Raw genomic sequence first — 25,711 nt, 5'->3', positions numbered from 1 at the left:
GCTGATTAATAATCTTTTTCCCTTATTTAAGAAACTGCTTCTTAATTGTTGAATCCTTCATGCTGGCATATCTTGTAAGTTGTCTGTCGTCTTTCCATCAAACAAACGCCCACAATCCGAGTGATTGTGGGCGTTTGTTAATTTAGACCCTTGACATTTGGATACAACGTTGGATAAAACGGGAAATACGCGTCTGTGCTTAAAACTGGCATATCTTCATAGATTGACTGTACGATGATAAGTAAGTCAAATGGGTCTCCATGAGGTTTTGAACTACTTGCCTTTGGAAATACCTTTGGCACGTTAATGATTTCATTGATATGCTCGTTTTGACTGGTAATACTTGTACCCTTTTTAGTAACTCTTTAATAGCATATTTGTATGGAAAATTGAAAGGGTGTGATTATGATATGGAACTAAATCACTCTGTATACCTCAACACTACAGTTTGAATCCTTCCAGCATTTTTTTAGTTTCTAATATTTTTAATTTCAATATACTCGCACCTACCTTCCTAATCTTTCGAAGCATCTGCAAGAATCAAATCACTATCTCGTAAATACTAAATAATTTAATATAATAAGATAGTATTTTTAATACACTGGATTGTTTATCGGAAAATTTGAGTCTCATAAATACTTTGTTCTGAAATTAAAGTTTAAGTCTAATTTCAGAACACTTTATTCAATTTTTTAAGTTTTTGATAAACAGAATTACTAAACTTCATTTTTGCAATTTTACTTTTTCCATCTTCTAATGATGTAGGTTTTTCGGGACTTTCGTGGTCTATTCCCCCACCTTGCCAATCACCAGTAACAGTCCAATTTTCATAATGATATAGCCATTCAGACGCCCATGGGACAATAGTTTCTGCAATCCATAAATCACCATGCCATTCCTTGTCAACTGGATAATATAGGCAAAGTTGTTTTTTAGTTTGTGAGTAAACGTGAGGTAGCTTTTTCCCTTCATGTATTACTAATTGTGGTGAAACTACCTTTGTGGTTGGGTGTTGTCCATACCAAAAAACAATTCTTATTCGATAGTTTTGACATATTGGTGTAGGTTGTATTTCTCCTTCCCACTGAATTCCCTTTCCATGCTCCAATATGGTAAATTCAGAATTAGGGAAAAGTGTTTTTAACCTTTTCCCTTGCATGATTGGTGATTTACTGTTATTCTTTATCGCTCCCATAATTTCTATGTTGTGGTACTGGAATACTTTTGGGAGTATTTTGCGTACTCAATATTCCTGTACCTGTTTGCATAAAAAGTTTGTTTTCCTCACGTTCCTTCAGTGTTTGGGCTGCAACATCATTGAATGCCTTAGAAACTATGCTTTCCCCAAAGTATCGTTTTAAAGGTTTTGAAACCTCAAGAAGTCCTTCTCCTTTTTTATTAGCAAGCATTTTAAAATCGGTTATAGCATCTTCCAACCATTCAAAAAACAGGGTAGCTTTTCTTGGGTTTTCATTCCATTTATCTGCAAAGTTTTCGGATGGATTTACTGGATTTTTGATTAAATATTGACCAGAACTGTCCTTCTTAATAAATGAATACATTTTACTCAATACATTTTGCAATGCCAATAATGTATCAGCTTCATTTTCATAAGCTAGAGCTGAAAGTGTTGTGATGATTATGGATATAGGTTTATCATTATCTTTACCATAACGAATATCTCGATGACGTTTCAATAGTTGGACAACTCTTTGCAATGGGGTTTTAACTTCAAACTCAGGCACTTCTTCTACACTCATTTTTAATGATTCCGCCAATAATATTTTCTTTCTTTGAAATTCAACCTTCATTTGTTCATAAAACCAAAGAGCATATCCTTCTGGATTACTTTTAGGAAAATCGGAAGCATAGTCCCAAGTCTCATTATCAGTTATGCAGAGAGCATTGTTTGCAATGGCTTTGGAAACACCTTTTGATTCCAATAAAACTATCTCTGTTTGAACGTCAGGGATTGATGGCACAATATCCAGATGAAAACGGAATACTTCGGCATATTGCAATCGCCAACACCTTCTTTTCTCGGGAGCAAGCATTCTTCTATAGTCTTCGTTTTCTTTCAAACGGTCACCTACTATTTTTTTAAGTTCCTTCTGAGTGATGAGAGATTTATTAATAATCAGTTTACAGGTTAAATCAACATCATATTCTTCATCTTCTGTAAGCGGTTTGATCACCGTTCCAAGACGAAAAGACCCTTGTGGTCTAATTTGAGGTTGGTATGCTTTCAAGGCAGAATTATCGGCATCAAGCCAATTTCCAACGGCTTGATAGCGTTCAACCGCCAGTTTATGTTGGGTTGGAGAAATGTCTAATGTTTTAGCAATACTTTCGAGAAGTTTATTAAACTCTCTGTCTGTTTGTGGAGTCATTTTTATTCGATTTTAAAAGTTTCGTAGAAACCCATATTGGGGTTCTGATAATTTTGGTCATAAATTAACAGTGGCAAATCAGCTTTGGGCATTCTTACTCGACCTAATTCAACTGCCGTTGAGATAGGCATAGCAGGAAAAACATGGATAATATTATCTTGACCATGAACGGTTTTTATCTCATTCATTAGCAGCCTAATTTGTTGCCTAAATCGTTCCAAGTGCTCTTTATTTCTTATCAAATCATTATGAGGTGTATTAACTGTAAAAGTCCAAATAGAACAGTCTTCGCCTAAGACCTTTACTATTCTATCATCAGTGATGTTTGCACTTAAAGCAATTTTCAAGGCAATTTTAGTATGATTTTTTTCAGGACGTTTTATTTCATAAATAAGTGGATCCGCTTCATTTAACCATTTCCAAGTTTTAGGTTCTCGATGTAGTTGATATACCTCTGTGTGATGTATATCTCCTAAAAGGCTTCCTAATAATATTAATAAAGGTTGTGGGGCTAAACAGAAAACAGATAGGTGTTTTATAATACCTGATTCTCTTTGGTGTTTTATTTTTGTGTCAAAATTTGCTATCAAATTTGCATGTTCCATAAGCCAGAACTCCTTACGATGGTCAAGAACTCCACTATTTAACAATCCTAATTGTATTCCATACTGGCTTGCAGGATAATGAGAATCAATAATAGTTTCGTGGGCGCTATCATAAAACAAGGGTATTCCTTGCTTTCCAATGTTTGCACCAAAGAGTAAGATTTCAGTTTCTTTTTTATTTTTGAAATTTGTTAATCGCTCCATCAATGATTCATGGCTTCGTTTCATTGAAACGAGTCTTTCAACTGAATGACCTGCAATATCTTCCCTATCTATCAAACGATGATGCCTATCACATAATAACATTAGATTTTCAAAATCTTGACAAAGTCTAGGAGATAACGCTTCGTCTCCTCTCGGACCATTCGGTTCAGCAGCAACAATATGGGCAATATAAGCAGTGTTATAATTTTTTTTTGTCAATATATCTTTTGTCAGGACTTCATTACATCCTTCATATTGACATCTTCCACATGACCTTGCTAAAAGCAAATTCACTACTTTAGGCGGTAGCGGTTTCCTTGCTTTTTCTTTTGCATCATCTTTTTTTTTCATAAAATTAATTCCAAAGGCTGTTTAAGATTTAAAATGGGTTGACTCAAATAGATTTAGCTCTTTATTGTATCAAATCATTAAGAATGATTTAAATAATTGGAAGGAACAATGTTATAATTTAGAAGTGAGTAATCTAGGTTGCATATTAGTATGTTGAGGCTCGCAAATTAACGTACCATTAAAAGTAATTTTTAAAAAACTACAGTCTATTTTGTTAACAAAAATAACAAACTAATTAATTCCCTATTAAAAAATAAATGCCACTTGGCAGAATTTCCCAAGTGGCATAAGAGAGTAATTACTTCAAAAACTGCTTCTTAATAGTTGAGTCCTTGACTCTGGCATATCTAGAAAGCTGTCTACTATCTTTCCAACCAACCATTGCTTGAATCGTGCTTTCTGGTAAATCAAGCTCATTGATACCATGGTCAACAAAACTCTTTCTTGAGGTATGAAAGGTAAGATACTTGTTTATCTTAGCTTTTTTAGCTATCTGTTTAATATACTTATTCAGATTAGTATTTGACATCTTTGGGAGGGTGTAAATATCGGAGCCGTACCGTTTAAAAATTTTCATGGCTTTTTCATTTAGTGGCACTCGTTGCCTAGTATCAGTTTTATCCCTCCCCAATTTAATCCATACAATATTCTCAGCGTCAATGATGATGTCATCTTCACAAAGTGTGTCATAATCAACAAAGCTCAATGAGGTTTCGGCACAAAAACGATAAATATCAAAGGTCTTTCTATGCGTATCTGACAAATCCAAAGCATCTATTTTGTCCAGTTCCTCCTGTGTGAGTGATACAGGATCCTTTTCTTTGGCTTTCTCCACCTTATAACTCTCTATTTTTCGGTCTTGAGTGTACCCTTTAGATAAAGCGTACTTTACAATCCCTTTAATAAGAAATAAATACTTTTCAATGGTGCTTTCTTGATACTTCGAAATTTTAAGATAGAATTTAAAATCCTCCATGAAAACATGGTCAATAGAATCTATGTCTATTTGCTCCAGTTGTTTTTGTACCAAATAGGTGCGGATAGTCTCAAATTTTGACTCTCTACTTACTACTGATTGCTTCTTAAGTTTTTCGGCTTTGACCAAGAGATATTGATCTTTGATAAATTCTTTGAATACATCAATAAAAGAGGGTACTCTTTTTCCTTTTCTTACTAATCCGTGAGAGACTCTGTGCCTTTCTAGGATTTCATCTGGTCGGATTGGCTCATTAGGTTTCTCAAAACTGATTTGATTGAAAATTTGGGTAAAACGTAATTCATGGTTATCCATAAATTTTTGATTTTTGGCAGCCTCTTTACCTTGAAAACATTGTTCTTTGGGATTCCATTGTTTGCGGTTTAATTTGATTTTAGTAGAAATTGGAACGGACTTTTCACCATCAACTCTAATTTCGCAATAGATAGTACCAAGGTCTTTGGTTTTACCTACACGAAACCAATAATAGAAGGACATCATGTTGATAGGGGTGTAACTAACATTTCTAGGTGGGTAGTTGTTTAATTTTTTGACATTTGTAAAACTGTGTAAAATTTAAGTAATAATAAAAGCCTAAACACAGGTCAAAAAGTGTTCCAAAACCACGAAAAATAAAAATGTTAGTAAAATTGTTAGTAAAATTAAAAAAGTGCCTTGGTTGCAAATAGAGGGGCTTTTTGAGGTATTTCAGACGATAGCGGAAAATCTGTTATAAAACAAAAAAGCGAGCTAAATAGCTCGCTTGCAATGCCTTAAAAATCTGGGTTGTGGTCTCGTAGGGATTCGAACCCCAAACCTTCTCATCCGTAGTGAGATGCTCTATCCAGTTGAGCTACGAAACCGTTTCCTTTGTAACAGCGTTGCTGTGTTTCGGGACTGCAAAATTAGAAGAATGTTTTTAAAATCCCAAATCAAACAAGCATTTTTTGCGATTTTTTTTTTAAATAAATCATAAGTCGCTAATCTTCAAGGAAGTAAAATTTGTTATTTAGCAATCATTTTAACAACCGCATTACCAGTTTGTCCCATATAACTCACATTCCCTTGAATATCGAAGTTTGTATCATTCAATTGTATTAACGTAAATTCACCTGAAAGAGCAAGTCCACCTTGAATAGTCACGTTTGTTAGCACAACTTTACTTTGATCAGAATTAAACGCCCACGTACCTCCAGTGATAGCAGTACCGTTGTTATCGGTACCTGTAACGGTACCATTGCTATTTAAATTGAATGTTACTTTCGATAAATCATACAAGTTTTGCGTATTACCTTTTTGGTACAACATAATGATACCGTTTACTGTAAGATTATCAATAATCCAAGTTTTGGCAGAGATGTACTCTGTCTTAGTTTTAGTTGGAGTCGGATTGTCATTACTTTTGCATGACGAAAACAACGTTACCAATACTGCAAAGCAGATAAATAGATTTTTCATGAGAGTAGGGCTTTTGTGTATGATACAATAAATAAAACACGCCCACAAAAGTGGGCGTGTCAAGGAATATTAATAAATGGCTTCTTTCTGTGCTTTCACTTTTTCGTCAGCAATATAATCATCAAATGTCATCAACTTATCCAAGAAACCTTTTGGCCCAACTTCTAACATACGAGTGGCTACCGTTTGAGTCAATTGGTGGTCATGGCAAGTAAACAACATTGTTCCTGTAAAATCAACCAAACCGTTGTTCAGAGCAGTGATCGATTCTAGGTCAAGGTGGTTGGTAGGCTCATCAAATAATAAAACGTTGGCTCCAGACAACATCATACGACTAAACATACAACGTTGTTTCTCTCCTCCTGATAACACTGTACATTTTTTCAAGGCTTCATCTCCTGAAAACAACATACGGCCTAAGAAACCACGAATAAAGCTTTCGTCTTTTTCTGTTGAATATTGTCTCAACCAGTCAACCAAATTTAAACTTGCATCAGCAAAGTATTTGGCGTTATCGTTTGGCAAATAAGCTTGTGTCGTAGTCACGCCCCATTTGAATTCACCGCCATCCGCTTGACGTTCGCCAGTTAGGATATCCAAAAGTGCAGTTATTGCCAATGAATCGCGAGAAAGCACCGACATTTTATCGCCTTTATTTAACGTGAAAGAAAGATCTTTGAACAAATATGTTCCGTCTTCAGACTTCGCCGAAAGGTTTTCTACAGTCAATAACTGATCTCCTGCTTCACGCTCCGGTTTGAAGTTGATAAATGGATAACGACGAGAAGATGGTTTTATGTCATCAACTTTCAATTTATCCAACATTTTTTGACGAGCAGTTGCTTGCTTCGATTTCGCTACGTTGGCAGAGAAACGGCGAATAAATTCCTCTAATTCTTTACGTTTCTCATCATTTTTCTTGCTTTGGTCAGCACGTTGGCGAGCTGCTAATTGAGAAGATTCGTACCAGAACGTATAAGTACCGCCATACAATTGAATCTTACCATAGTCAAGGTCTGCGATGTGAGTACACACATTGTCCAAGAAGTGACGGTCGTGCGATACTACAATGACAGTATTTTTAAAATTTTGCAAGAAGTTTTCCAACCACATGATCGACTCGATATCCAAGTTGTTGGTAGGTTCATCAAGCAAAAGAATATCAGGTGCACCAAACAACGCTTGTGCTAGGAGAACCTTCACTTTATCAGATCCGCTTAAGTCTTTCAACAAAACATAATGCAAGTCTTCTTTGATACCTAGGCCACCTAACAACATTCCTGCGTCAGATTCTGCTTCCCAACCATTCATTTCTGCAAACTCAGCCTCCAAATCAGCTGCACGATTACCATCTTCTTCCGTAAAATCTTCTTTCAAGTAGATAGCATCTTTCTCAAGCATGATATCGTACAGGCGTTTATTTCCCATCATCACAGTTTGAAGCGCAGTTACCTCTTCGTATTCGAAGTGGTTTTGCTTCAAAATGGACATACGCTCTCCTGGATTCATAGAAACAGACCCTGTTTGTGAGTCTAATTCACCAGAAAGAATTTTCAAGAAAGTTGACTTGCCAGCACCATTAGCTCCAATTAAGCCATAACAGTTGCCTTCGGTAAATTTAATATTAACATCTTCAAAAAGTACCCGTTTGCCAAAACGGAGTGATACATTCGATACGGTAAGCATTCCTTAGTATATGAGAATTATAAAATGAGTTAAAAGTCAAAAGAATGGGCATTTTTTGCCTCTATTATCTTAACAAAGTGCAAAATTACAAAATGATTCTGACAACTCAGATTTTAAAGTTGGGAGATTTGGAAATGTAGCTATTTTGAAATAAAATTAAAACAAATGTTAGGACGTAAGGAGAACTGAAAGTTTTAAATGATTTTTGATTCGACTTTGTTTATCACGCAGGATAATTTGACAAAATCGAATTCAAAAGTTGTTAAATGCTGGATATTTTAGGTTCACAAGAAATTTTTTTACGTTTTTTTTCTGAGCATAGTGGTTTTATTAGTGTGAAACTAAGCAACTGAAAAATAAATAATTACTACATACATTATGATGAAGAAAACATCTTTATTAGCCGAAAAAACGAGGGTTTTTACATAAAAAAATAGATTTTTTTTCCTGAAACGTTTGTGTTTTTAAAAACAATCTTCTAATTTTGCATCACAGAAACACAGAGACACTGTAACAAAATAAAGGTTTCGTAGCTCAACTGGATAGAGCATCTCACTACGGATGAGAAGGTTTGGGGTTCGAATCCCTACGAGACCACAACCCAGATTTTTAAGGCATTGCAAGTGAGCTAATTAGCTCACTTTTTTGTTTTATAACAGATTTTCCGCAATCGTCTGAAATACCTCAAAAAGCCCCTCTACTTGCAACCAAGGCACTTTTTCAATTTTACTAACAATTTTACTAACACTTTTATTTTTCGTGGCTTTGGAATACTTTTTGGTTTGTATCAAACTTTTATAATTTCTTCACATATAATAGTTTTTACAAATGTTAAAAAATCTGCAACACCACCTAGAAATGTTAGTTACACCCCTATCAACATGATGTCCTTCTATTATTGGTTTCGTGAAGGTAAAACCAAAGACCTTGGTACTATCTATTGCGAAATTTCCGTTGATGGTGAAAAGTCCGTTCCAATTTCTACAAAAATCAAATTAAACCGCAAACAATGGAATCCCAAAGAACAATGTTTTCAAGGCAAAGAGGCTGCCAAAAATCAAAAGCTTATGGACAACCATGAATTACGTTTTACACAAATCTTCAATCAAATCGGTTTTGAAAAACCCAATGAGCCAATCAGACCAGACGAAATCTTAGAAAGGCACAGAGTGTCTAACGGATTAGTACGGAAAGGAAAAAGAGTACCATCTTTCATTGATGTATTCAAAGAGTTTATTAAAGACCAGTATTTGTTGGTCAAAGCCGAAAAGCTCAAGAAACAATCTGTAGTAAGTCGAGAGTCAAAATTTGAGACTATTCGAACCTATCTGGTACAAAAGCAACTGGAGCAAATTGATATTGATGAAATTGACCATGTTTTCATGGAGGATTTCAAATTCTACCTTAAAATTTCAAAGTATCAAGAAAGCACCATCGAAAAGTATCAATTCCTTATTAAAGGTATCATTAAGTACGCTGTATCTAAAGGTTACACTCAAGACCGAAAAATTGAAAGCTATAAGGTTGAGAAAGCCAAAGAGAAGGATCCTGTATCACTCACACAGGAGGAAATGGACAAAATAGATGCCTTGGATTTGTCTGACAAGCATCGAAAGACCTTTGATATTTATCGTTTTTGTGCAGAGACCTCACTGAGCTTTATTGACTACAATACGCTCACAGAAGATGATATCGTCATTGACTCGGATGAAACCGTCTGGATAAAGTTAGGAAGGGACAAAACGGATACCAGACAGCGAGTGCCGCTAAACGAAAAAGCCATGAGTATATTCAAACGTTACGGCTCTGATATTTACTCACTCCCGAAGCTATCAAACACTAAGCTCAATAAATACATCAAGGAAATCGCCAAAAAGGCAAAGATAAATAAGTATCTAACCTTTCATACCTCCCGTAAGAGTTTTGTTGACCATGGTATCAATGAGCTGGATTTACCAGAAAGCACGATTCAAGCAATGGTAGGTTGGAAAGATAGCAGACAGCTTTCAAGATATGCCAGAGTGAAGGACTCGACTATTAAGAAGCAGTTTTTAAAATCCTCATAAACAAATCTGAATATTGACGAGCTTTTTTGATTAAATAATTTAGTATATTTATAAAATGATTAATTCCTTACATCAACCATATTATTATGAATATACCTGAATTATTCGTTAGCTATGATGTTTATAACCTTTATTATTCAGAGCAGGTTTTCATGGCACAATCCTTACAAAATCAATCCGTCCTTTTTGAAGAATCCACGGTTGATATAATTCAAAAAAAATCTCATCAGTTGGATTGTAAAATTTACAGGGCTTCAGCAGAATATTACCAGAAAGCTAGAAGTAATAAAAATAGGGAAATATTAAAGAAGGTTATATTGTTAATGGGATTGTCCTCTAATATCAATTTAGATGATTTAACAGACTCAGATGTGATTAAACACATTAATAACCTACGAAATCAATATGATTCTATAAATTCAAATTGAGGTTAGTATTTGAAATGATTTATTATAGAGAGGTACGCAAGTGCCTCTTTTTTAGTTTAGAGAGAGTAAGATTAACAAGAAGTTGACACGTTCCAGGCCTCCATACAGTCAGCCAGAGTAACGTAGGCAAATCCCTTCGCTTTTTTGACAGCACATATTTTCTTCTGTGCATAATTTTTAGACCATCCCATTAGTTGAGCAATTACCGAAGAATTGACGATTGTAGAAGCACTCATATAATTTGTATGTTAAAGTTTGACAGTTTACAAAGTTATCATTTTTGAGTAAGGAGAAAAAGGATGAAAACAGGATAAAAGGGGATATTTTAGGCTCTGTGTTTTCATGCCTTGAATTTATGTTTTCATAAGGTGCTAATTTCATCATGAAAACAAAGATTTGGAGTATGAATGAAAACAAAGTAAATAGTTCTCGCACCGTTCAAGTAGGTTGCCGTGTGCGTCCAGAGGTATCCGAATGGCTGAAAACATCTGGCAACGTGAGTGATTTCGTCAATGAAATCCTAGAAGACCGTTATGAAAACAAAGTTATTGTAGTCAATGAAAACATGATTGTTCTAAAGCTGAACGATGGTGAAATCATAGACTTGAAAACATTGCTCAATGAAAACCCTGAGTATGAAAACATTGAAAATATCGCCAAAATGGCACTTTCAAAGCACGTTTTCAATGTTTTGACTTATGGTTTGGATGAAAACGACGAACGCCTGCTCACTCCTGAGAGAGAGGCTGAGGTAAAAGCACAGTTTCAAACGTTACTGGATGAAAACATGAAATCAATCAAGGATGAAAACATCCAATTGGTTAATGAAAACAGAAAGCTACAGGATGAAATCAATGTTTTCATGAATCGTGAAAACGTTGAAAGCATCTCTGAAAACATTGAAAACAACCCTGTTTTCATAAAGCTACAGAATGAAAACAAAAAGCTTCAGGACGAAATCAATGTTTTCATGAATCGTGAAAACGTTGAAAACATCTCTGAAAACATTGAAAACAATCCTGTTTTCATCAATCTACAGAATGAAAACAAAAGGCTTCAGAATGAAATCAATGTTTTCATGAATCGTGAAAACGTTGAAAACACCTTTGAAAACATGGAAAACAATCCTGTTTTCATGAAGCTCAAAAGTGAAAACATCCAGTTGACAAAAGAGAATCAGCGTCTTGCAATCAAAAACATTGAAGACAACCCAATTTTCATTAACATTAGTCATGAAAACCAAAGGCTTCAGGACGAAATCAATGTTTTCATGAATCGTGAAAACGTTAAAAACATCCATGAAAACATTGAAAAAAATCCTGTTTTCATAAAAATATGGGATGAAAACAGAGCTTTGAAGTCTGAAAACGCTCGATTGAAAACAGAGGACTTGGATACTGTCTTAGCTGAAATCACACGATTTAAACTAGCTAATCAGGCAGGTTTGGATAATATGGTCAACAAAGCCCATGATTTCATGAAAAAGTATTCTGTGAAAACAGTCAGCACCGAGAAATTGAAAAGTTACTACATCGAAGCCTTTGAAAACTATGAAGCAAATACTGGCAACAGTGACCCTAGATGAGCATGAAAACATTGTAAGTTATCATAGTCATGGGGCAATGACCTACGAAGAATTCCAAGTGTTTTCAGACGATGCCTTAGCACTTATGGCAAAGCGAAAAGCCTACGAAAACGCTGTTTTCAACAATGAAATCAAACTAGACATAATTGGTAGATACCTGAGTCTTTCGGGATGCCTCCGCGAAAACGGGATGATTGATTTTGAACCTGCTTTGCGTCCAGTTTTTGAAAAGTTTATCATCGAATGGGAAGGTAGGAAAACATTGATTGGTCAAATGAAAACATGGATTTCAAATAAGAGAAAGCTTGTGTTTTCATTTTTCCTCAACCTTGGATTATCTAAGGTAACTACTTATTTAGGTAAGAAAGGAGTCAACCACGTAAAATCGTAGCTATGAGTTTTGCAGACGAATTAAGAAAAATAAATGAGGGATTAAGAACGGGAAATAGTATTCTGACCTCACTGAATTCTACCCCTGAAAGAGTAGCAGAACCTCCTGCACCTTCCGTGTCAGAGGGTATTTTTGAGAATCCATTTAAGCCACCTACGCAGATTCTCACACCTTCATACGTGCCAGTGATTGAAAACTCGATTTTGGAGGGTAACGCTGAGTTAGAAACAGAGTTAATCTTCAGCTACGTAAAAACGGGTACGGGTGTGCTACGAAATGTCGTGGCTGAGATGGCTACCGAAAGTGGAGATGAAAAGCTTGTTGAAGATTTTGAATCGGGAAAGATTCAAATGAGCGACGAAGTAAAGTCAGCACAGAAAAGAGTCGAGCAAAAGAAGAACATCTTAGCAGATGAAGGACTGGAAGATACTGACGTGATTCGAAAGTTTGTGAAAACAGTCATTTTGGAAGACCTCAAAAAGAAAGCTCGTGAAGGAAAATACCGATTGCCTTCAAAATCTTCCATGATTAGAGATTTGGTCATTATGATGAGTTCAAGCCTTATCGCTCACCATCCAGAGGCTTTATCCAATTTCACTGTAAAGGTATTTCGTAAAATTAAAGAAAAAATCACCTAGATGAATCAGAAGGGAAATGTTTGGGGCTTCTTTGGTACTAGAAACACAGGTAAAACCCATGAAGCCCTAGAATTATCATTAGACTTTCGAGTCGGTGCATATCGTAAAAATCCCAAACGGATTATCGTTTACGACCACTCCAATAATAGTTCGTACAGTGACATCACCAAGGTGATTCAAATGGAAGATTTGCAGAAAACTTTACCCAAAGATGCGGTCGTAAAAATCCAAAGTGATGACTATGACAAGTTTTCTCACTTCTGTTCGAATTATGTCAAAAATGCGGTAGTGATTTACGATGATGCAGGGAGTTTCTTTGGCTCTGGTACAATGACCAAGGCACAAAAACAGCTTCTGAAAACACCCAAAAACAATGGTCTGGAATTGCTATTACAGTTTCACTATTTTGGAGGTACAGAGGTTTCACCCGATTTGCTCAAGATGATGAATATGTTGGTCCTTAAAGAGACCAGTGATGATTTCAATGACTTGCCAACCAAGGTGCAACCCCGCAAAGAAATTGCCTATCTGTTATTTGATATTGCGAAAGAAAACACGAAGCGACCAGAGAACCAAAAATGGACTACTCGCTATTTTGACAAAGAAGAATATCGGGTCGGCATTCGCAATGAAAACACGGTAGAATGGCTCAATGGAAAAGAGTATTTTCCATTTGCCAAACAGAAATTAGAGTTCAATCCTAAATAACACCTATATGAGTGCATTTCAAGACGAAGATGAAGGCTGGAATTACGGCTTTATCTCCAAAATACTACTGATTGTTTTTGCCATTGTAGGAATAATCGTCCTTACGTTTTCAGCGATTTTTGGTCATTTGAAACGAAAACGTGATGAAAACAAGCACGAAAACGTGAACGAAAACATTCTTGAAAACATCCAGAATATTACAACAAGCCACGAAAACATCAATCAGGAATCCCAAAACACAACCATTGGGTTCGTAATCATGAAATCATGTGAGAAACGGGATGTTTTCTTATCTCAAGTAGGAATTGACGAAGGTATTCTGGATTTGGTCGTTGAAGAAAACTTTGATAAACCTTTTGAGGAATTTGAAAACATGGATGTTTTCAGACTTGCAAGTATCATCCAAAAGGACAAAAGTATATACGATGAGCTTGATATTGATTCAAAACACGCCATCCTTGAATTAGCAAGGAATTACGATGAAAACTAAAAAGATTCTACCCAACAAGTCCCCACCTGCAAACGGCTTTGGAGACGAAAACACGAAATCATAAATTGAAAACACGATGCTAAACCTATTGCTCATTCTTTTTGTAGTCCTTTCTCTAGGGTATATAGTTTGCCAATTGGCAGAAAGAAAGGACTCTCGCTCACATCTAATCAACCCAAGTATGTTTAGAAACCCCTATTCCCTTGAAGCACCTGTCCACAATACAGAGCAATCTACTATGCAGCACTATTGTAACCGTCGGGGTCTCAAGCTCAATGAAGCCCGATACGGAAACGGAGGCTTAACCAGAGACGAAGTTTCCAAACTTGATATTGGATTTACGCCTATTCTAAAATCATAAAAAGAGTACCTAACCACTATGATTAGTTTTCAACCCTCAACGCTCACAGATATTTGTAAGAGTTTGAACATAACGACTGGCTCAGATAAAAACATCAAAGCCGATATACCATACTTGATGGATTGTTTGAGGGTTGATGCTCACTCAGAGAAACTAAAAAGCCTAGGCTTTGACCCTGACAATCCACAGTTAAGAAAAAAGATACCTTACCCTGCCATGTATTATATCTATACAGAAGTCTTTCGGATTCCTGATAGTAATTTTCTCACCAAGTAGTCTTCTCGAAAAGGAGCTGTCTAACCACTAAAGTGTTTTGCTATCAAAAAACAGCTCCTTTTCCTTCTGCAGTTTTCCCTGGTCTTTTATTTTGCTATCAAATTTCCATTAGGATTTGACAGATCCACAGCTGAGCAGACAACAGTGCTCAAAATATTGCTATCAAAAAATTAACTCCCTATTACATCGCATTTACTCCAGACTAGATACTTCGAGCGTCGTACTAGGGCGTTTTTGTCCTTTTGCCCCCTTTTACCATTGTATCTTTGTCCTGTTCATTTGAAAAAACAAATCAATTTTAAACCTATTTTTATGGAAAATGTAAACCTATCTCCATCAGGGGAAAGTGCTTCAGACACCAACAAATCCTTAAAGTACAAGTTGAAAAACTCAGAGGGAGACTGTAATGTTTGCCTTATTGGTGGTTTAGCTTCTAAAAATCTTTTAGTTGGTAAAGTGCTGACCGATGGGGCTTTTAAAGCTGTGGACGGTGATTCTGAAATTACGGCAACTGCTTTGGGAGAACTAATCCAACACACCTTGGATTATGATTTAGCCTATCCTCCAATGATTCACGGTGTTCGAATCAGAGTCAAATCCAACTTCAATCAACTCAAACAGATTGAGCAAAAGTTAGTCATTGAAACCGTTGACCGCTTCAAAAAGGCTCAACGTGTGGAGATTGAAGCCGTACATGAAAAAGGTGGCTCTTTCATCTATCCAGTAAATCAAACGATGACTCCAGACAAGGCGATGTATTTGAAATTGCTTTCGTCAATTGAAGTCGAAATCGAAGTGGTTTACGCTTAATTGCCCAATTATTCATCTATTAACGATTAAGATAATGGTTTTCGCAAAACAGTATCAAAATCAAGACACTGTTGCTAGTGTCAACTACAACGATGGGGTGGCTCGTACTATCAAAATTGTTCGAAAGAACGGCTTGTATGTAGCCCTATTGTTTGCCAGTAACCTAGCCAACAAACTTGTACCCGTAGGCAGAGAGTATTTTACTCACTCCACTATTGTCAGTAAGGTTACTTATCTCAATGGCTTTACCTCAGGTGACCTAACCAAATTAGCCAGTGACTCCGAGTTAATTGCGGTAGGGTTAAAAGCCACCGCAACGGCAATGGAATACACCCAATTCAACTCTACTGAGTTTGATGCTACGGGTTATATAGAGCCTCAAGCTCAATTACAGGACACTACCTTGATTAGAATGATTGCCTACGCTAAAAAACTGGTAAACATTTTAGAAGACAACAACATTGATGTCCCCGCACTTTAAACAATTTTCAATTTCAACTTTTAAATTCTAAACCTATAATGGGAACAGCTTCATTAATTAACATTCACGCTTCAGGTTCAGTGAAGCAAGGCGAAGTACTATTTGCCTGTGATTTCGGCGACAATTCCGTTTGGACTTACGCTTTAGTAGATTTTAACGGTACTAAAGTATCATTCGCAAAGCATAGCTCAACCAACGCATGGGGGCCACTGACACAGGAGATGATTACAGGCTCTGGTTGGTTGGATATGCCAGCCATCAAAGATTACATTAAGCAAATCCAAGTGTATGCACTCAACCAAGTTGCATCAGTTGGTAAAGTTTACGCAATCGATACAAACAAGGAAATCGGTATCTACACCGATGGTAAAGGTAACATCTCAAATGTTCCTTTTACTGAAAAATCAACAGAGGACACTTTAAAAGAACTTTTTGGTGGTTCATCCAAAGGTGGCTCAGAAACAGGTAGTGGCTCAGATACAACAACCCCATTCTACAAAAAGCCAGTTAACTGGTTGATTGCAGGTGTAGTAGCAATTGCAGTGTACTTTGGCTACAAAGCTTTGAAGTCAAACGACGAAGATTAATAAAACCTTGGAAGGACTCTGTAAAAGATAGAGTCCTTCTATTTACACAAAATCAGTATGGCAATTGATGTAAAGAGTGTGCGTATAGGAATGTCCGTCAAGACGGCATCTCCCAATTACGGATACGTAAAATTGTATGATGGTGCTGATTGGGATGAAGATTCTCCAACGAAAATTGACTTTGGTAATGTAGTCAAAAAAATGAATAATGGGCTACAGTTGGGTATTATCCAAGATGTATATGAAGAGTCAAAGTTGGTAAAAGTACAGTTGTACAAACCCATTCTTTATATGCTCAAGTACCGTGCTAACGTCATTGTTCCGTTATCAGATATTTCAGCCATTTCGACACCAACAGTCGTTTCAGGTACTAAAAACTACTATTGTACAGGTGATTCAGTACGAATCCGAAACGGTGCGAGTTTGACGGCTACTATCAAAAACCAAGTCAACAAAGGTGATTTGATTGGTCAGAGTGATGGTAAGGCAACAAATGGCTTCTTAAAGTTCAATTTAGCGTTAGGTGGTGTTGGTTATGTGTCCGCTCAGTACTGTTCTTTAGTTAAACCAAGTCCAACGGTACAAGTAGTCAAAAAATCGGTACAGAAAACCACTTCAACTGGTGAAACCAAAACAGTAGAAGTATCCAGTGTTTCAACGGGTGAGGGATGGTCAGTAAAAGAGCTTATTATCAAGGGAGCAATTACTGCATTTGTTGGTTTTGTAACCGTTAAACTATTGAGTGGAATCTTTAAAAGGGGAGGTAATTAGTGAAAGGAGCTTTAAAATCAGCCGTAGATGGCATTGGTACAGGAATTAAATTCCTTACTGCATCAAGGTTCTTTTGGTACGTATTGTTTGCCTTTATTGCCTATTTAGGCTATCAGAGGCTAACCAAACCCAAAGAAGAAACCTATCTCGAATTACCCTTGCCAGACTCAGGAAGTGGAATTCCCAAAGGTTGGAATCCAAACCCATTAGTAGAAGAATTCCACGCCTATTTTGATAGTTGGTTTGGTAATTCGGATGACTTGCGAGATTCCTACATTAAAGCTTTGTCTTTGACCGATGACCAATTTCATACTATGGTGCAAACCTACAATGCCAAATATGGCAAGAAGGATTCGGCTACCTTATGGACACGTGTCACCAGTTGGAAAAAGATTCTTTTCTCATGGAGTGGAGACCAACAGCAACGCATGGAGAATCGTATGATTACCTTAAAACTCAATTATTAAACTATGAATAACCAATCTGGAATTTTAGGGAATCTAGGTACTGTAGGCGCAAACATCAACGTACAATTTGACACAGCAAGCACCTTGAAATTAGGTGCTACGGCGCTAGGTTCAGGGATTTTGTTGATTGTGTTCGCAAGACTAATTTCCCGTTGGATTTAATATGGAAATACTACCTTTCGAATGGCTGACGTTTAGAAATCCCTTTGGGTTTATCTCGAAAGTTCGAGAGGTGTCAGCCAAACTACAAATCAAACCTGAATGGCTCATGCTAGTGATTTGGGTTGAATCAAGATTCGATTCACAAGCAACGAATAAAAGTAGCAATGCCTTCGGACTCATTCAGTGCTTACCATCGACACTTGCAAGGTTAGGTTACACATTGGACCAGGTAAAAGGTAAATATGGAGAGTGGCAATTAGAACATTTAGTATTGCCTTATCTCAAACCCTACGTGGGGAAAATGAATTGTGCCTACGATGTGTATTTAGCTGTTTTCAGTCCTGTTTGTTTGGGCAAAAGTGATGGTTATGTCATTGCCTTGGAACACGAAAAAGCGTATCGTGGCAACAAAGTACTCGATACTGTTTATGGTGACCACGATGGTAAATTAGAGGTAATTGATGTCAAATGCTTTTTTAAGCAATCAGTTACCAAGGCAATCAAATTGCACAAGAAAGACCGTAAATACGCTAGTAAAATACCTATTCTTTATGAGCCTAGTCTATATTGAGAAAATCCCGTCATCCCTACGCACTGCGTTTGAAAATACAGTCAGAGCGATATGTGATGACTTGGGAATAGCCAATCCAGACTGGCTCATGATAGTGATGTGGGCTGAATCAAGACTGAATCCACAAGCAAAGAACCCAAGCAGTACCGCAACGGGTTTGATTCAGTTCCTAGAGGCAACCGCACGATCCATCGGCACGACAACGGCGGCACTGGCAAAGATGAATCATGTACAACAGTTGCCATTTGTCAAAGCCTATTTACAACAAGCTATCAAAAGCAGAGGAGTACCCAAGGACGCTTATCAGTTGTATTTCTTGGTTCATTTTCCTTCTGCTTTCGGTAAATCAGATAATACGGTTCTATACCGTGCAGGTTCGTCTGCATACAGCGCCAATCCGCTCGACTACAACAAAGATTCAGTGGTCACGGTGGCAGAAGTAAAAATATTCCTACAGAAGGCTTGTCCAGTCGGCTACGACATAAACAATTTAGAAAAGAAAGGGTCGCTTAGTTCCCAAACTGGCAAGCTTCTTTTGTGGGTGTTAGGAATCTCATTCTTTGCATTAACAGGCTATTTCATGTACAAGCCCGATTCATGGGAATCATTCAAAGAATGGATTAAGGATTTTATCAAACATTCCATTCGAGGAGTACGACATGAATTTAGCTAGGACAATTTTATACACCGACTCAGATATGCTACTTGAAATCCCGTTTTTGGGTTTTATTATGCACGATTTCTCAGACTTAGCCCAAGGAGGCTTTTTCCTACTTTCAGCGGTATATGTTTACTGGAAGATAAAAAATGAAAAGCTCAAGCACCAAAAAATCAAGGAAGGAGAACACCTCAATGAAGAACCAACAGACGACTAAACCGATGAAAAATACAGAACAGTTGACACTGGAGATTCAGGAATTAAAAATGTTGGTGGAAAAGCAAGCCCAACAAAATCAGAATTACCAACAGGTTACTGATAAGAATGGACTCCAGAAGTTTTTCCAAGTAGCCTTACAAAACCCCAAAACCACAGTGGCAGGTTTAGGCGTTTTAGTGCTTCAGCTCGTAAAAGTATTTATGCCAGAAATGGCAGAAAAGGTTGAGATGACCTCAAAACTTTTAGAAGGTTACATTGGAGTTCAAGCCTTGGACGCTTCAGCTAAACCAAAGCCAGAAGCTCACCAAGAAGAAATGTTAGGATAGTATGTTTTTGATTGCATTCAAAGATTATCGCCACGACAACGAAATTACCGACAAGGTAATGAAGGTATTTCTAAGGTCAGAAATCATCCACTGTGAGTTGATTTTTTCAGATGGGAAAGTTGCTTCATCCGATATGTATAGAGGCGTAGGGATTTACGAAGAGGATAAAAACCGCAACCACGATTTTTGGGAGTACTACGAAATTCCGTGGTTCTATGAAACAGAGGCACGAAAATACGTAGCACGTAAATACGGAAAACCGTATAACTGGGCAGGGGTACTTGGAAGTATGCTATATCCAATGGGTTTATCCAATGATGGTTTCTATTGCGCTGATTTATGTTATGTAGCACTTACCAAGGCAGGCATGGACTTGCCACACCATGACCCTGAGAGTGTTTCACCCGATGATTTGAGAATAATGATTCAGAAGATTTGTAAACGTTATTACCCCAAATAAAACTATGTATCTCACACTTGTTCGCATAGGTTCTTTTCTGGTTGGATTGTCAATTGTGCTTTTCTACGTAAGTGGTACAACACTCAACTTTATCCAACTGAGAAAAGAAAAGGAGTTGCGAAAATTAAACAAATATGAATAATGGCTAAACTTACGATTGGCGAATTATTGCTCACCAACAAGGAAAATATCTACGCTTATGCAGCCAAATTACCGACAGGTCAAAAGTATGACTTTATGGCAAAAGACGAACCTATTTGGATTCTTAATTCAGAAAGTTGTATTCCTGACCCAGATGTAAAACTTCATGCTTATGTAGGCGATGCTCTTAACGTACCCGAACAGAAAATTATGAAGATGTGGTCAAAAACCTATAGTTACGTTGGGACATACACTGGGCGAACAGAGATTGTTTCAGGTGTCGTATTTCATCAGGTTGAAGGCTCGCTTTATGTGTACAATCCTTATGTAAATCAAGACTCATTTTTGAAAAATGCACTCTATTGGGTAAAAGCTTCAGAGGTTTTGGGAGAAAATGAATACAAAGAACGTGCCTTGACCAATGCAGAAATGGAGAAGCAGAAAAACCAAGCCAATACAGATAACCCTGAAGCACCCAATAACCAAAAAGGTATTGGCAGTTCAGGAACAGGAGGTTCAAGTGATTCAAATGGCTCAGGTCAATCTAGTAAAACAGGTCTAATCATCGGTATTGCTCTTTTGGTGGTTGGTGTTGGTATCGCAGTTTGGGCTTTTCTTAGAGGCAGAAAGGAGGAAGCATGAAAAAGAAGGTAGATACCTCACAAGGCTTGAATACATCGTCTGAAAGCCAGACTACAACGCCTCAAAACCAGAAGACCAAGGCAGGACAGGCTATTTCGTCCATCTGGACAGGAATCAAGAATATCTTTACAGGAAAAAAAGCCTCACCCGTGACCGCCACAGGCACAACCCTAGAAGTAAAAGACAATCAAGGGAATGTGGTAGCTAGTAAGAATACCAACACCAATTGGGGCGGTATTTTGGCAGGTGTGGGACTTTTGTTTACCTCCGTCTTTCCAAATGCCATCGACACAGGAACGACTACTACTCAACCAGACCCAAGTGTTCAACAGAAGCAATTAGAGCGAACAGGGCAAAACGTAGTAATAGTTGTAGTACTAGGAGCGGTGGCATTGATTGGCGGTTTGATTTACGCATTCAGAAAAAAGGATGATTAAGATTGCCGTAATTTCCAATGTCAAAGAGGTTCAGGGAGATGGGCTTGATAAGATGGTGAATGCTATCAACAAGCAACTCTCCCTACATTTTGCGCCAGTGTGGGCGGTAGAATCTCAAGCGGTGGTTTTCCAAGACGTAAAGACCGCAAAAAGCCTTGGTTATTATCCAGTCACCATCCAATACGAAATTGACGAACCTACCTTGGGAGGCTATCACGCCGTAGGTGATGATGGCATTCCGTATGGACTAGTCAAATACTCAAGTCGAACATCCTATGTACTGAGTCATGAGATTATGGAAATTGTTCATAATCCTTTTTTGAAAAAGTTCAGAAAGACCACAGGGTACAAAGAGAATGAAGATGATCCATTATTTGTCGAAGAAGTAGCAGACGCAACCGATGGAAAAGGATATTTGATTGATGGTTTTGAAGTCTCGAATTTTATTACTCCAGACTGGTTTAATAAAACTCATCAAGAAGGCATCAAATATGACTATTTAGGTCTTTTGAGTCGACCAAGGGAGCTTTACGAAGGTGGTTATATCAGTTGGATGAATGTTAGAGGTGAGTACTGGCAAGCCGTTTTAACAAAAGGCAAACTCCTTTATCGAAAGCTTACAGGACAAACAGTAGCAAGCCAGACGAAAGATAATCCAATGGTTTATGTATTGGGATTGTTAGGGCTTTGCGCTCTTTATTTAGTTTATCGTATCATCAAAAAATCTAAACCTATTTAATCTATGGCAAAACAAGAAAAGCCAAAGGCTAAACCAAAGGGCAAAATCATCGAATTTAAGCCCGATAAAAAGAAAACTAAGCCCAACTATACCCCAAGCCAGAAAAAGGCTCAGGAAAAGGTAAAAAAGGTTAATTTACTGGCAGTAGAAGAAATTTATAATGCTGGTAAAGTGGGTAAGAAATCTCCCACATGGGGAGAAGCTCTTCGCAAAGCCTCCAAGAAAGTCTATAAATAACCAATTCTAAACCTATCAAGAAGCCTTGTCCAAAGATTGGGCAAGGCTATTTTTTATCATGAGAAAGAAGATGATTTATGTTTTACTACTTGTGCTACTGATTTTGACGGCAATAGCACTAGCCTTTAAGAAGGTATTTGAGCGTTTGGATGAGAAGGTTGAAAAGCTTGATACAGATAAAATACCCTTACAGCCTTCTATTTTGTACGTTCCAACCTCATCAAATGATTCATCCCTTCAGGCAAAGATTTCAGAGCTTGAAAACCTGACAGAAATCGCTTTGAGGGCAGGGGAAAACATTGGTTTTGGCAAAGTGGTAGCGATTCAAAACGGAACTGTTTGCCTGTTTGACCCTACCGATGAAGATATGTACAACCTAGCTATTGGAATTGCCAAAGCAAGCGCCGTTTCAGGCAACTTGATTCGTGTAGCCTTAGCAGGGAAGATAAGCGGATTTACAGGCTTAGAACCAAACAAAACCTATTATGCAACAATAGCAGGTGGAATGTCTACCAATGACCCTGAGAGTGGAATGCTTCGAAGCGTCGGAATAGCCATTAGTCCCTCAGATTTGTTGATTGACTTTTCACAAAAGGTAGAATTATGACGAAAATACTAGCATTAACAGCAGGGAAAACAAAAACCTTGAGCGAACAAGAAGCAAAAGAGTTTGTATTACCTATCGCAACACTAAACCAAATTTCTCAAGCTACTATTCGACAATGTAGTACGGATTTTTTGCAGATGCAGAAAAGATTTTGGATGACAGACAAAGGAAAGGAAGGTGCATGGTATTTTGATCCAAATGATGTGGATAGCCTAGACAATATAGGGACTTGTATTGTTACCAGTGAAGGTGCAAGACTAAAAAGAGAGTTTAATGATTTTCTTTTACCCGAGTGGTTTGGCGCTGTTGGTGACGGAATAACTGATGATACAATGGCGATTCAAAGTGCCTTAACTGTAAATACTCATCCTGTTCTTTTACTATCTAAAACATATCTTGTAACGGGAGATATAGTTTTAAGAACAAACAATAGCCTTGTAGGACAAAATATCTACAAATCAGTACTTCTTCTCAAATCTAACAGTAACCCAGAAGCTATTCTAAAAACATTAAATGATTCTCAATATCGTATTTCAATCAAGAATCTTTCAATACACGGGAATAGGTTATCTCAGTTGTCCAATACTGCAGCTATAGCTTTACGAAACAGATTTGTTGATGAGTTAGGGAATAATGCTTATGAACCAAAGAATAGACTTGAAAATCTTTTTATCCGTGAGATAAAAGGGGATGGACTTTATCTTTCAGGCTCTGGGGATAATATCTTTTCTAAGATAATTGTAGAAAATGTCACAGAGAATGGTTTGATCTGTAACACTTGGGATTCTAGTTACTCTGAACTGACTCTAGGACACTGCTTTAATGGAGATGGATTAAAGGTCATAAATGATAATGGTGGCGGAACGTCAAACAGATTTTCTAACATCAAATGTTGGGGTTCTGGAGGTGGAATTTCTGTGAGTGGATTGTTTAATAACTTTTCGGTAGTCAATATACAGGATTGCTTTAATTATGGGTTAAGAGTTACCAACCGAAATAATACATTTAATTCACTTGACATAGATGCAATTGGTTGGGACTTCACAACATCAACGCCAGTGACAAATTCTACGGCTATTATATTGGAGGAAAATGCCAATAACACCATTATTAAAGGACGTATTTATGATAGAGCTCAGTACTCTATTACAGGTTCTATAGCATACGGTATCAAGTGTCTTACTAATAACGCTGTAGTTGACCTTATAGTAAGTGACGTATTGACACATCCTGTTCGTAACCCTGAGTTGATTCCTTCTACAAACATCATCCGTGTAAACGGTAATATTAGAAATGGAGGGAATTTCAAATATGTGTTTCCGAATGACGTATCATCAAACTACCCTTTTGGTGGATTCAAGACAGCCAATTATGTAGCGACTAATCTTGATTGTGCATTATTTGCAAATACAGCCTCTAACAACGTAACTATTACATTACCAACTACAAATGTTAAAGATGGTAAGTTATTCGTGGTAGCAAAGAGTAATAGTTCAAATCTAGCAATCGTAAATGTAGAAGCAGGTGGTACTATAAACGGTTCTAGTACTTATACTTTACGAAACGTTAAGGAATCTGTTTTGTTGATGAAAACTGGTGCTTCATCTTATGCTATAATCGCTGAAAGTGATGATAGTGTTATGTTTGGTAGCGGTTCTCCAGAGGGTGTGAGATGGGGTGAGAGTGGTAATATTTATTTGCGGTCGGATGGTGGTTCGGGTGAACAACTATACGTGAAAGAGACCAATAGTTCTAATTCAGGTTGGAAACCAGTATTTATTAATGGTCAAACCAAACCTCTATTGGTAAATACAACCACTGATAATGGAGTTGATAAACTACAGGTAGGGGGAAATATATATTTTACTGGCAAAATGAAGATTGCAACTGGTACAAATGCTAGTTGTGGTTTTGCCACATTAGTAGGTGGCTCAGTAACCGTCAATACCAATGCTGTTTCTATTACTTCAGGAATCAAGATTTCTGTTCAAGAAATAGGACAATACAATGGTAGAATTAGAATAACTCAAAAGGTAGCAGGTAGCTATTTCACAATCTCCTCTTCTGATACAACCGACAACTGTGTGGTATATTGGGAATTAACAAATTAATACAATGGATAAAAGATTATATCAAGCGGGAATCATAGCTATTCCTTTACAAACCACCTCCAATGAGGTAAAACCATTTCCCAATTTTCTAGTAATAGAAAATCAATTTGGGAAAATTAAAACGATGTCTCCTAACCTTCAAACAGGACAACTTGAAAAAACTAATTGCGTAAACTCTATTTACAAACTTGTATTTAGGGAAATCTTGACGGAAAGTTCATTATTTCAAGAAGAGTTTTCTGAAAAGATATTCATCAACTTAGAAAATTTGGCATTACCCATTCATCTTTTACCCAGTCTAGCATCCTATCAAGATTTAAAAGAGAATCTTGCATTAATAAATACTGCCTTATCTCATTTTCAATTTAGAGGCTCCCTAGCTGAATTGATACTGAGTGTAGACGAGAATATTTTAGACAAAATCATTGCGCAAGAAAGTATTGAAGCTAATGCTCAATAATCTACACATTCCCATCAAACTACTCCTGTGGAAGCTGAGGCTTTTACAGGGGATAGTTATTTTACTCGTTTGTTCTACGCTCTATTTGATAATTGGTAGTCGTTCCACTGAAAAGTTGGAGGGGCAAAAGATAGAAATCAATAAGAGAATTCAGGAAAGAGACGTTGAACGTACCACCATGCAGAAAATAGCCAATGAGGCTTTTAAAAATG

34 protein-coding genes and 2 tRNA genes are annotated in these 25,711 nt (G+C 37.1%); 28 read left to right on the top strand and 8 right to left on the bottom strand.

The features are described 5' to 3' along the window. Positions 1–670: 670 nt before the first annotated feature. The 7 genes from QM481_RS10725 to QM481_RS10695 form a co-directional block, all read right to left on the bottom strand. Positions 671–1,195, bottom strand: coding sequence for a type II CBASS E2 protein (locus tag QM481_RS10725; RefSeq protein WP_283381759.1), 525 nt, complete (start codon positions 1,193–1,195; stop codon positions 671–673). Then, positions 1,176–2,390, bottom strand: coding sequence for a nucleotidyltransferase domain-containing protein (locus QM481_RS10720; RefSeq protein WP_283381758.1), 1,215 nt, complete (start codon positions 2,388–2,390; stop codon positions 1,176–1,178). The genes QM481_RS10725 and QM481_RS10720 overlap by 20 nt, the downstream gene beginning before the upstream one ends. A gap of 2 nt (positions 2,391–2,392) precedes the next feature. Then, positions 2,393–3,550 carry an SAVED domain-containing protein gene (locus QM481_RS10715; protein WP_283381757.1) on the bottom strand — a complete coding sequence of 386 codons (1,158 nt, stop codon included), beginning with the start codon at positions 3,548–3,550 and terminating at the stop codon, positions 2,393–2,395. Between the two features lie 298 nt (positions 3,551–3,848). Beyond that, positions 3,849–5,027, bottom strand: coding sequence for a tyrosine-type recombinase/integrase (locus QM481_RS10710; protein ID WP_283381756.1), 1,179 nt, complete (start codon positions 5,025–5,027; stop codon positions 3,849–3,851). 288 nt (positions 5,028–5,315) lie between these two features. After that, positions 5,316–5,389, bottom strand: a tRNA-Arg gene (locus tag QM481_RS10705). Positions 5,390–5,531: 142 nt separating this feature from the next. Continuing rightward, positions 5,532–5,984: a hypothetical protein gene (locus QM481_RS10700; protein WP_166554107.1), complete on the bottom strand. Its 453-nt coding sequence runs from the start codon at positions 5,982–5,984 to the stop codon at positions 5,532–5,534. A 69-nt stretch (positions 5,985–6,053) separates the two neighbouring features. Next, complete coding sequence (locus QM481_RS10695) at positions 6,054–7,670, bottom strand: ABC-F family ATP-binding cassette domain-containing protein (RefSeq protein WP_283381755.1); 1,617 nt, start codon at positions 7,668–7,670, stop codon at positions 6,054–6,056. A gap of 523 nt (positions 7,671–8,193) precedes the next feature. Here QM481_RS10695 and QM481_RS10690 point away from each other — a divergent pair. The 3 genes from QM481_RS10690 to QM481_RS10680 all read left to right on the top strand — a co-directional run bounded on the left by QM481_RS10690 (position 8,194) and on the right by QM481_RS10680 (position 10,164). Then, positions 8,194–8,267 (top strand) — tRNA-Arg (locus tag QM481_RS10690). A 284-nt stretch (positions 8,268–8,551) separates the two neighbouring features. Then, positions 8,552–9,736, top strand: a complete 1,185-nt coding sequence (locus QM481_RS10685; protein WP_283381754.1) for a tyrosine-type recombinase/integrase — start codon at positions 8,552–8,554, stop codon at positions 9,734–9,736. Between the two features lie 86 nt (positions 9,737–9,822). Next, positions 9,823–10,164 (top strand): hypothetical protein, encoded by a 342-nt coding sequence (locus tag QM481_RS10680; protein ID WP_283381753.1) that lies wholly within the window; start codon positions 9,823–9,825, stop codon positions 10,162–10,164. A 71-nt stretch (positions 10,165–10,235) separates the two neighbouring features. Here QM481_RS10680 and QM481_RS10675 read toward each other — a convergent pair whose 3' ends face one another. Further along, positions 10,236–10,400, bottom strand: coding sequence for a hypothetical protein (locus tag QM481_RS10675; protein ID WP_283381752.1), 165 nt, complete (start codon positions 10,398–10,400; stop codon positions 10,236–10,238). Between the two features lie 146 nt (positions 10,401–10,546). Between QM481_RS10675 and QM481_RS10670 the strand changes: the two genes are divergently transcribed. The 25 genes from QM481_RS10670 (at position 10,547) to QM481_RS10550 (ending at position 25,499) form a co-directional block, all read left to right on the top strand. Next, complete coding sequence (locus QM481_RS10670) at positions 10,547–11,749, top strand: hypothetical protein (protein ID WP_283381751.1); 1,203 nt, start codon at positions 10,547–10,549, stop codon at positions 11,747–11,749. Next, positions 11,715–12,140, top strand: a complete 426-nt coding sequence (locus QM481_RS10665; protein WP_283375431.1) for a hypothetical protein — start codon at positions 11,715–11,717, stop codon at positions 12,138–12,140. Before QM481_RS10670 ends, QM481_RS10665 begins: the two co-directional genes overlap by 35 nt. Positions 12,141–12,142: 2 nt before the next feature. Beyond that, entirely contained in the window at positions 12,143–12,778 is a 636-nt protein-coding gene (locus tag QM481_RS10660) for a hypothetical protein (protein WP_283368772.1), read from the top strand. After that, positions 12,779–13,486: a hypothetical protein gene (locus QM481_RS10655; protein ID WP_283375432.1), complete on the top strand. Its 708-nt coding sequence runs from the start codon at positions 12,779–12,781 to the stop codon at positions 13,484–13,486. A gap of 7 nt (positions 13,487–13,493) precedes the next feature. After that, a complete protein-coding gene (locus tag QM481_RS10650) occupies positions 13,494–13,976 on the top strand; it encodes a hypothetical protein (protein ID WP_283381750.1) in 483 nt (160 codons plus the stop codon). A 76-nt stretch (positions 13,977–14,052) separates the two neighbouring features. Continuing rightward, positions 14,053–14,337: a hypothetical protein gene (locus QM481_RS10645; protein WP_283381749.1), complete on the top strand. Its 285-nt coding sequence runs from the start codon at positions 14,053–14,055 to the stop codon at positions 14,335–14,337. An 18-nt stretch (positions 14,338–14,355) separates the two neighbouring features. Continuing rightward, positions 14,356–14,613, top strand: coding sequence for a hypothetical protein (locus QM481_RS10640; RefSeq protein ID WP_283381748.1), 258 nt, complete (start codon positions 14,356–14,358; stop codon positions 14,611–14,613). A 312-nt stretch (positions 14,614–14,925) separates the two neighbouring features. Next, the gene (locus QM481_RS10635) at positions 14,926–15,423 is read left to right on the top strand and encodes a hypothetical protein (RefSeq protein ID WP_283381747.1); all 498 of its coding nucleotides are present in this window, start codon (positions 14,926–14,928) and stop codon (positions 15,421–15,423) included. A 34-nt stretch (positions 15,424–15,457) separates the two neighbouring features. After that, a complete protein-coding gene (locus QM481_RS10630) occupies positions 15,458–15,904 on the top strand; it encodes a hypothetical protein (protein ID WP_283381746.1) in 447 nt (148 codons plus the stop codon). Positions 15,905–15,942: 38 nt separating this feature from the next. Then, complete coding sequence (locus tag QM481_RS10625) at positions 15,943–16,491, top strand: hypothetical protein (RefSeq protein ID WP_283381745.1); 549 nt, start codon at positions 15,943–15,945, stop codon at positions 16,489–16,491. Positions 16,492–16,548: 57 nt separating this feature from the next. Beyond that, a complete protein-coding gene (locus QM481_RS10620) occupies positions 16,549–17,262 on the top strand; it encodes an SH3 domain-containing protein (RefSeq protein WP_283381744.1) in 714 nt (237 codons plus the stop codon). Then, positions 17,262–17,729, top strand: a complete 468-nt coding sequence (locus QM481_RS10615) for a hypothetical protein (protein WP_283343263.1) — start codon at positions 17,262–17,264, stop codon at positions 17,727–17,729. The genes QM481_RS10620 and QM481_RS10615 overlap by 1 nt, the downstream gene beginning before the upstream one ends. 3 nt (positions 17,730–17,732) lie before the next feature. Next, positions 17,733–17,891, top strand: a complete 159-nt coding sequence (locus QM481_RS10610; RefSeq protein ID WP_176464459.1) for a hypothetical protein — start codon at positions 17,733–17,735, stop codon at positions 17,889–17,891. 1 nt (position 17,892) lies between these two features. Next, a complete protein-coding gene (locus QM481_RS10605) occupies positions 17,893–18,462 on the top strand; it encodes a transglycosylase SLT domain-containing protein (protein WP_283381743.1) in 570 nt (189 codons plus the stop codon). Further along, entirely contained in the window at positions 18,443–19,135 is a 693-nt protein-coding gene (locus tag QM481_RS10600) for a lytic transglycosylase domain-containing protein (RefSeq protein WP_283381742.1), read from the top strand. Before QM481_RS10605 ends, QM481_RS10600 begins: the two co-directional genes overlap by 20 nt. A 25-nt stretch (positions 19,136–19,160) precedes the next feature. Further along, positions 19,161–19,337: a hypothetical protein gene (locus tag QM481_RS10595; protein WP_283368784.1), complete on the top strand. Its 177-nt coding sequence runs from the start codon at positions 19,161–19,163 to the stop codon at positions 19,335–19,337. 4 nt (positions 19,338–19,341) lie between these two features. Beyond that, positions 19,342–19,665 carry a hypothetical protein gene (locus QM481_RS10590; RefSeq protein WP_283381741.1) on the top strand — a complete coding sequence of 108 codons (324 nt, stop codon included), beginning with the start codon at positions 19,342–19,344 and terminating at the stop codon, positions 19,663–19,665. A gap of 1 nt (position 19,666) precedes the next feature. Continuing rightward, a complete protein-coding gene (locus QM481_RS10585) occupies positions 19,667–20,125 on the top strand; it encodes a hypothetical protein (RefSeq protein ID WP_095164486.1) in 459 nt (152 codons plus the stop codon). Between the two features lie 141 nt (positions 20,126–20,266). Continuing rightward, positions 20,267–20,908 (top strand): hypothetical protein, encoded by a 642-nt coding sequence (locus tag QM481_RS10580; protein WP_283381740.1) that lies wholly within the window; start codon positions 20,267–20,269, stop codon positions 20,906–20,908. Further along, positions 20,905–21,345 carry an LPXTG cell wall anchor domain-containing protein gene (locus QM481_RS10575; protein ID WP_283381739.1) on the top strand — a complete coding sequence of 147 codons (441 nt, stop codon included), beginning with the start codon at positions 20,905–20,907 and terminating at the stop codon, positions 21,343–21,345. The genes QM481_RS10580 and QM481_RS10575 overlap by 4 nt, the downstream gene beginning before the upstream one ends. After that, the gene (locus QM481_RS10570) at positions 21,338–22,084 is read left to right on the top strand and encodes a hypothetical protein (RefSeq protein WP_283381738.1); all 747 of its coding nucleotides are present in this window, start codon (positions 21,338–21,340) and stop codon (positions 22,082–22,084) included. The genes QM481_RS10575 and QM481_RS10570 overlap by 8 nt, the downstream gene beginning before the upstream one ends. 3 nt (positions 22,085–22,087) lie before the next feature. Continuing rightward, the gene (locus QM481_RS10565) at positions 22,088–22,321 is read left to right on the top strand and encodes a hypothetical protein (protein ID WP_283381737.1); all 234 of its coding nucleotides are present in this window, start codon (positions 22,088–22,090) and stop codon (positions 22,319–22,321) included. Positions 22,322–22,379: 58 nt separating this feature from the next. Next, positions 22,380–22,928 carry a hypothetical protein gene (locus QM481_RS10560; RefSeq protein WP_283381736.1) on the top strand — a complete coding sequence of 183 codons (549 nt, stop codon included), beginning with the start codon at positions 22,380–22,382 and terminating at the stop codon, positions 22,926–22,928. Then, complete coding sequence (locus QM481_RS10555; RefSeq protein ID WP_283381735.1) at positions 22,925–25,039, top strand: putative phage tail protein; 2,115 nt, start codon at positions 22,925–22,927, stop codon at positions 25,037–25,039. Before QM481_RS10560 ends, QM481_RS10555 begins: the two co-directional genes overlap by 4 nt. Positions 25,040–25,043: 4 nt before the next feature. Beyond that, complete coding sequence (locus QM481_RS10550) at positions 25,044–25,499, top strand: hypothetical protein (protein ID WP_283381734.1); 456 nt, start codon at positions 25,044–25,046, stop codon at positions 25,497–25,499. Positions 25,500–25,711 lie beyond the last annotated feature (212 nt).

The sequence above is a fragment of the Flectobacillus rivi genome, assembly GCF_030056655.1.
Taxonomy (GTDB): domain Bacteria; phylum Bacteroidota; class Bacteroidia; order Cytophagales; family Spirosomataceae; genus Flectobacillus; species Flectobacillus rivi.
Note: the sequence above shows the minus strand (reverse complement) of the source record. Positions and strands in the feature narration are given on the sequence as shown.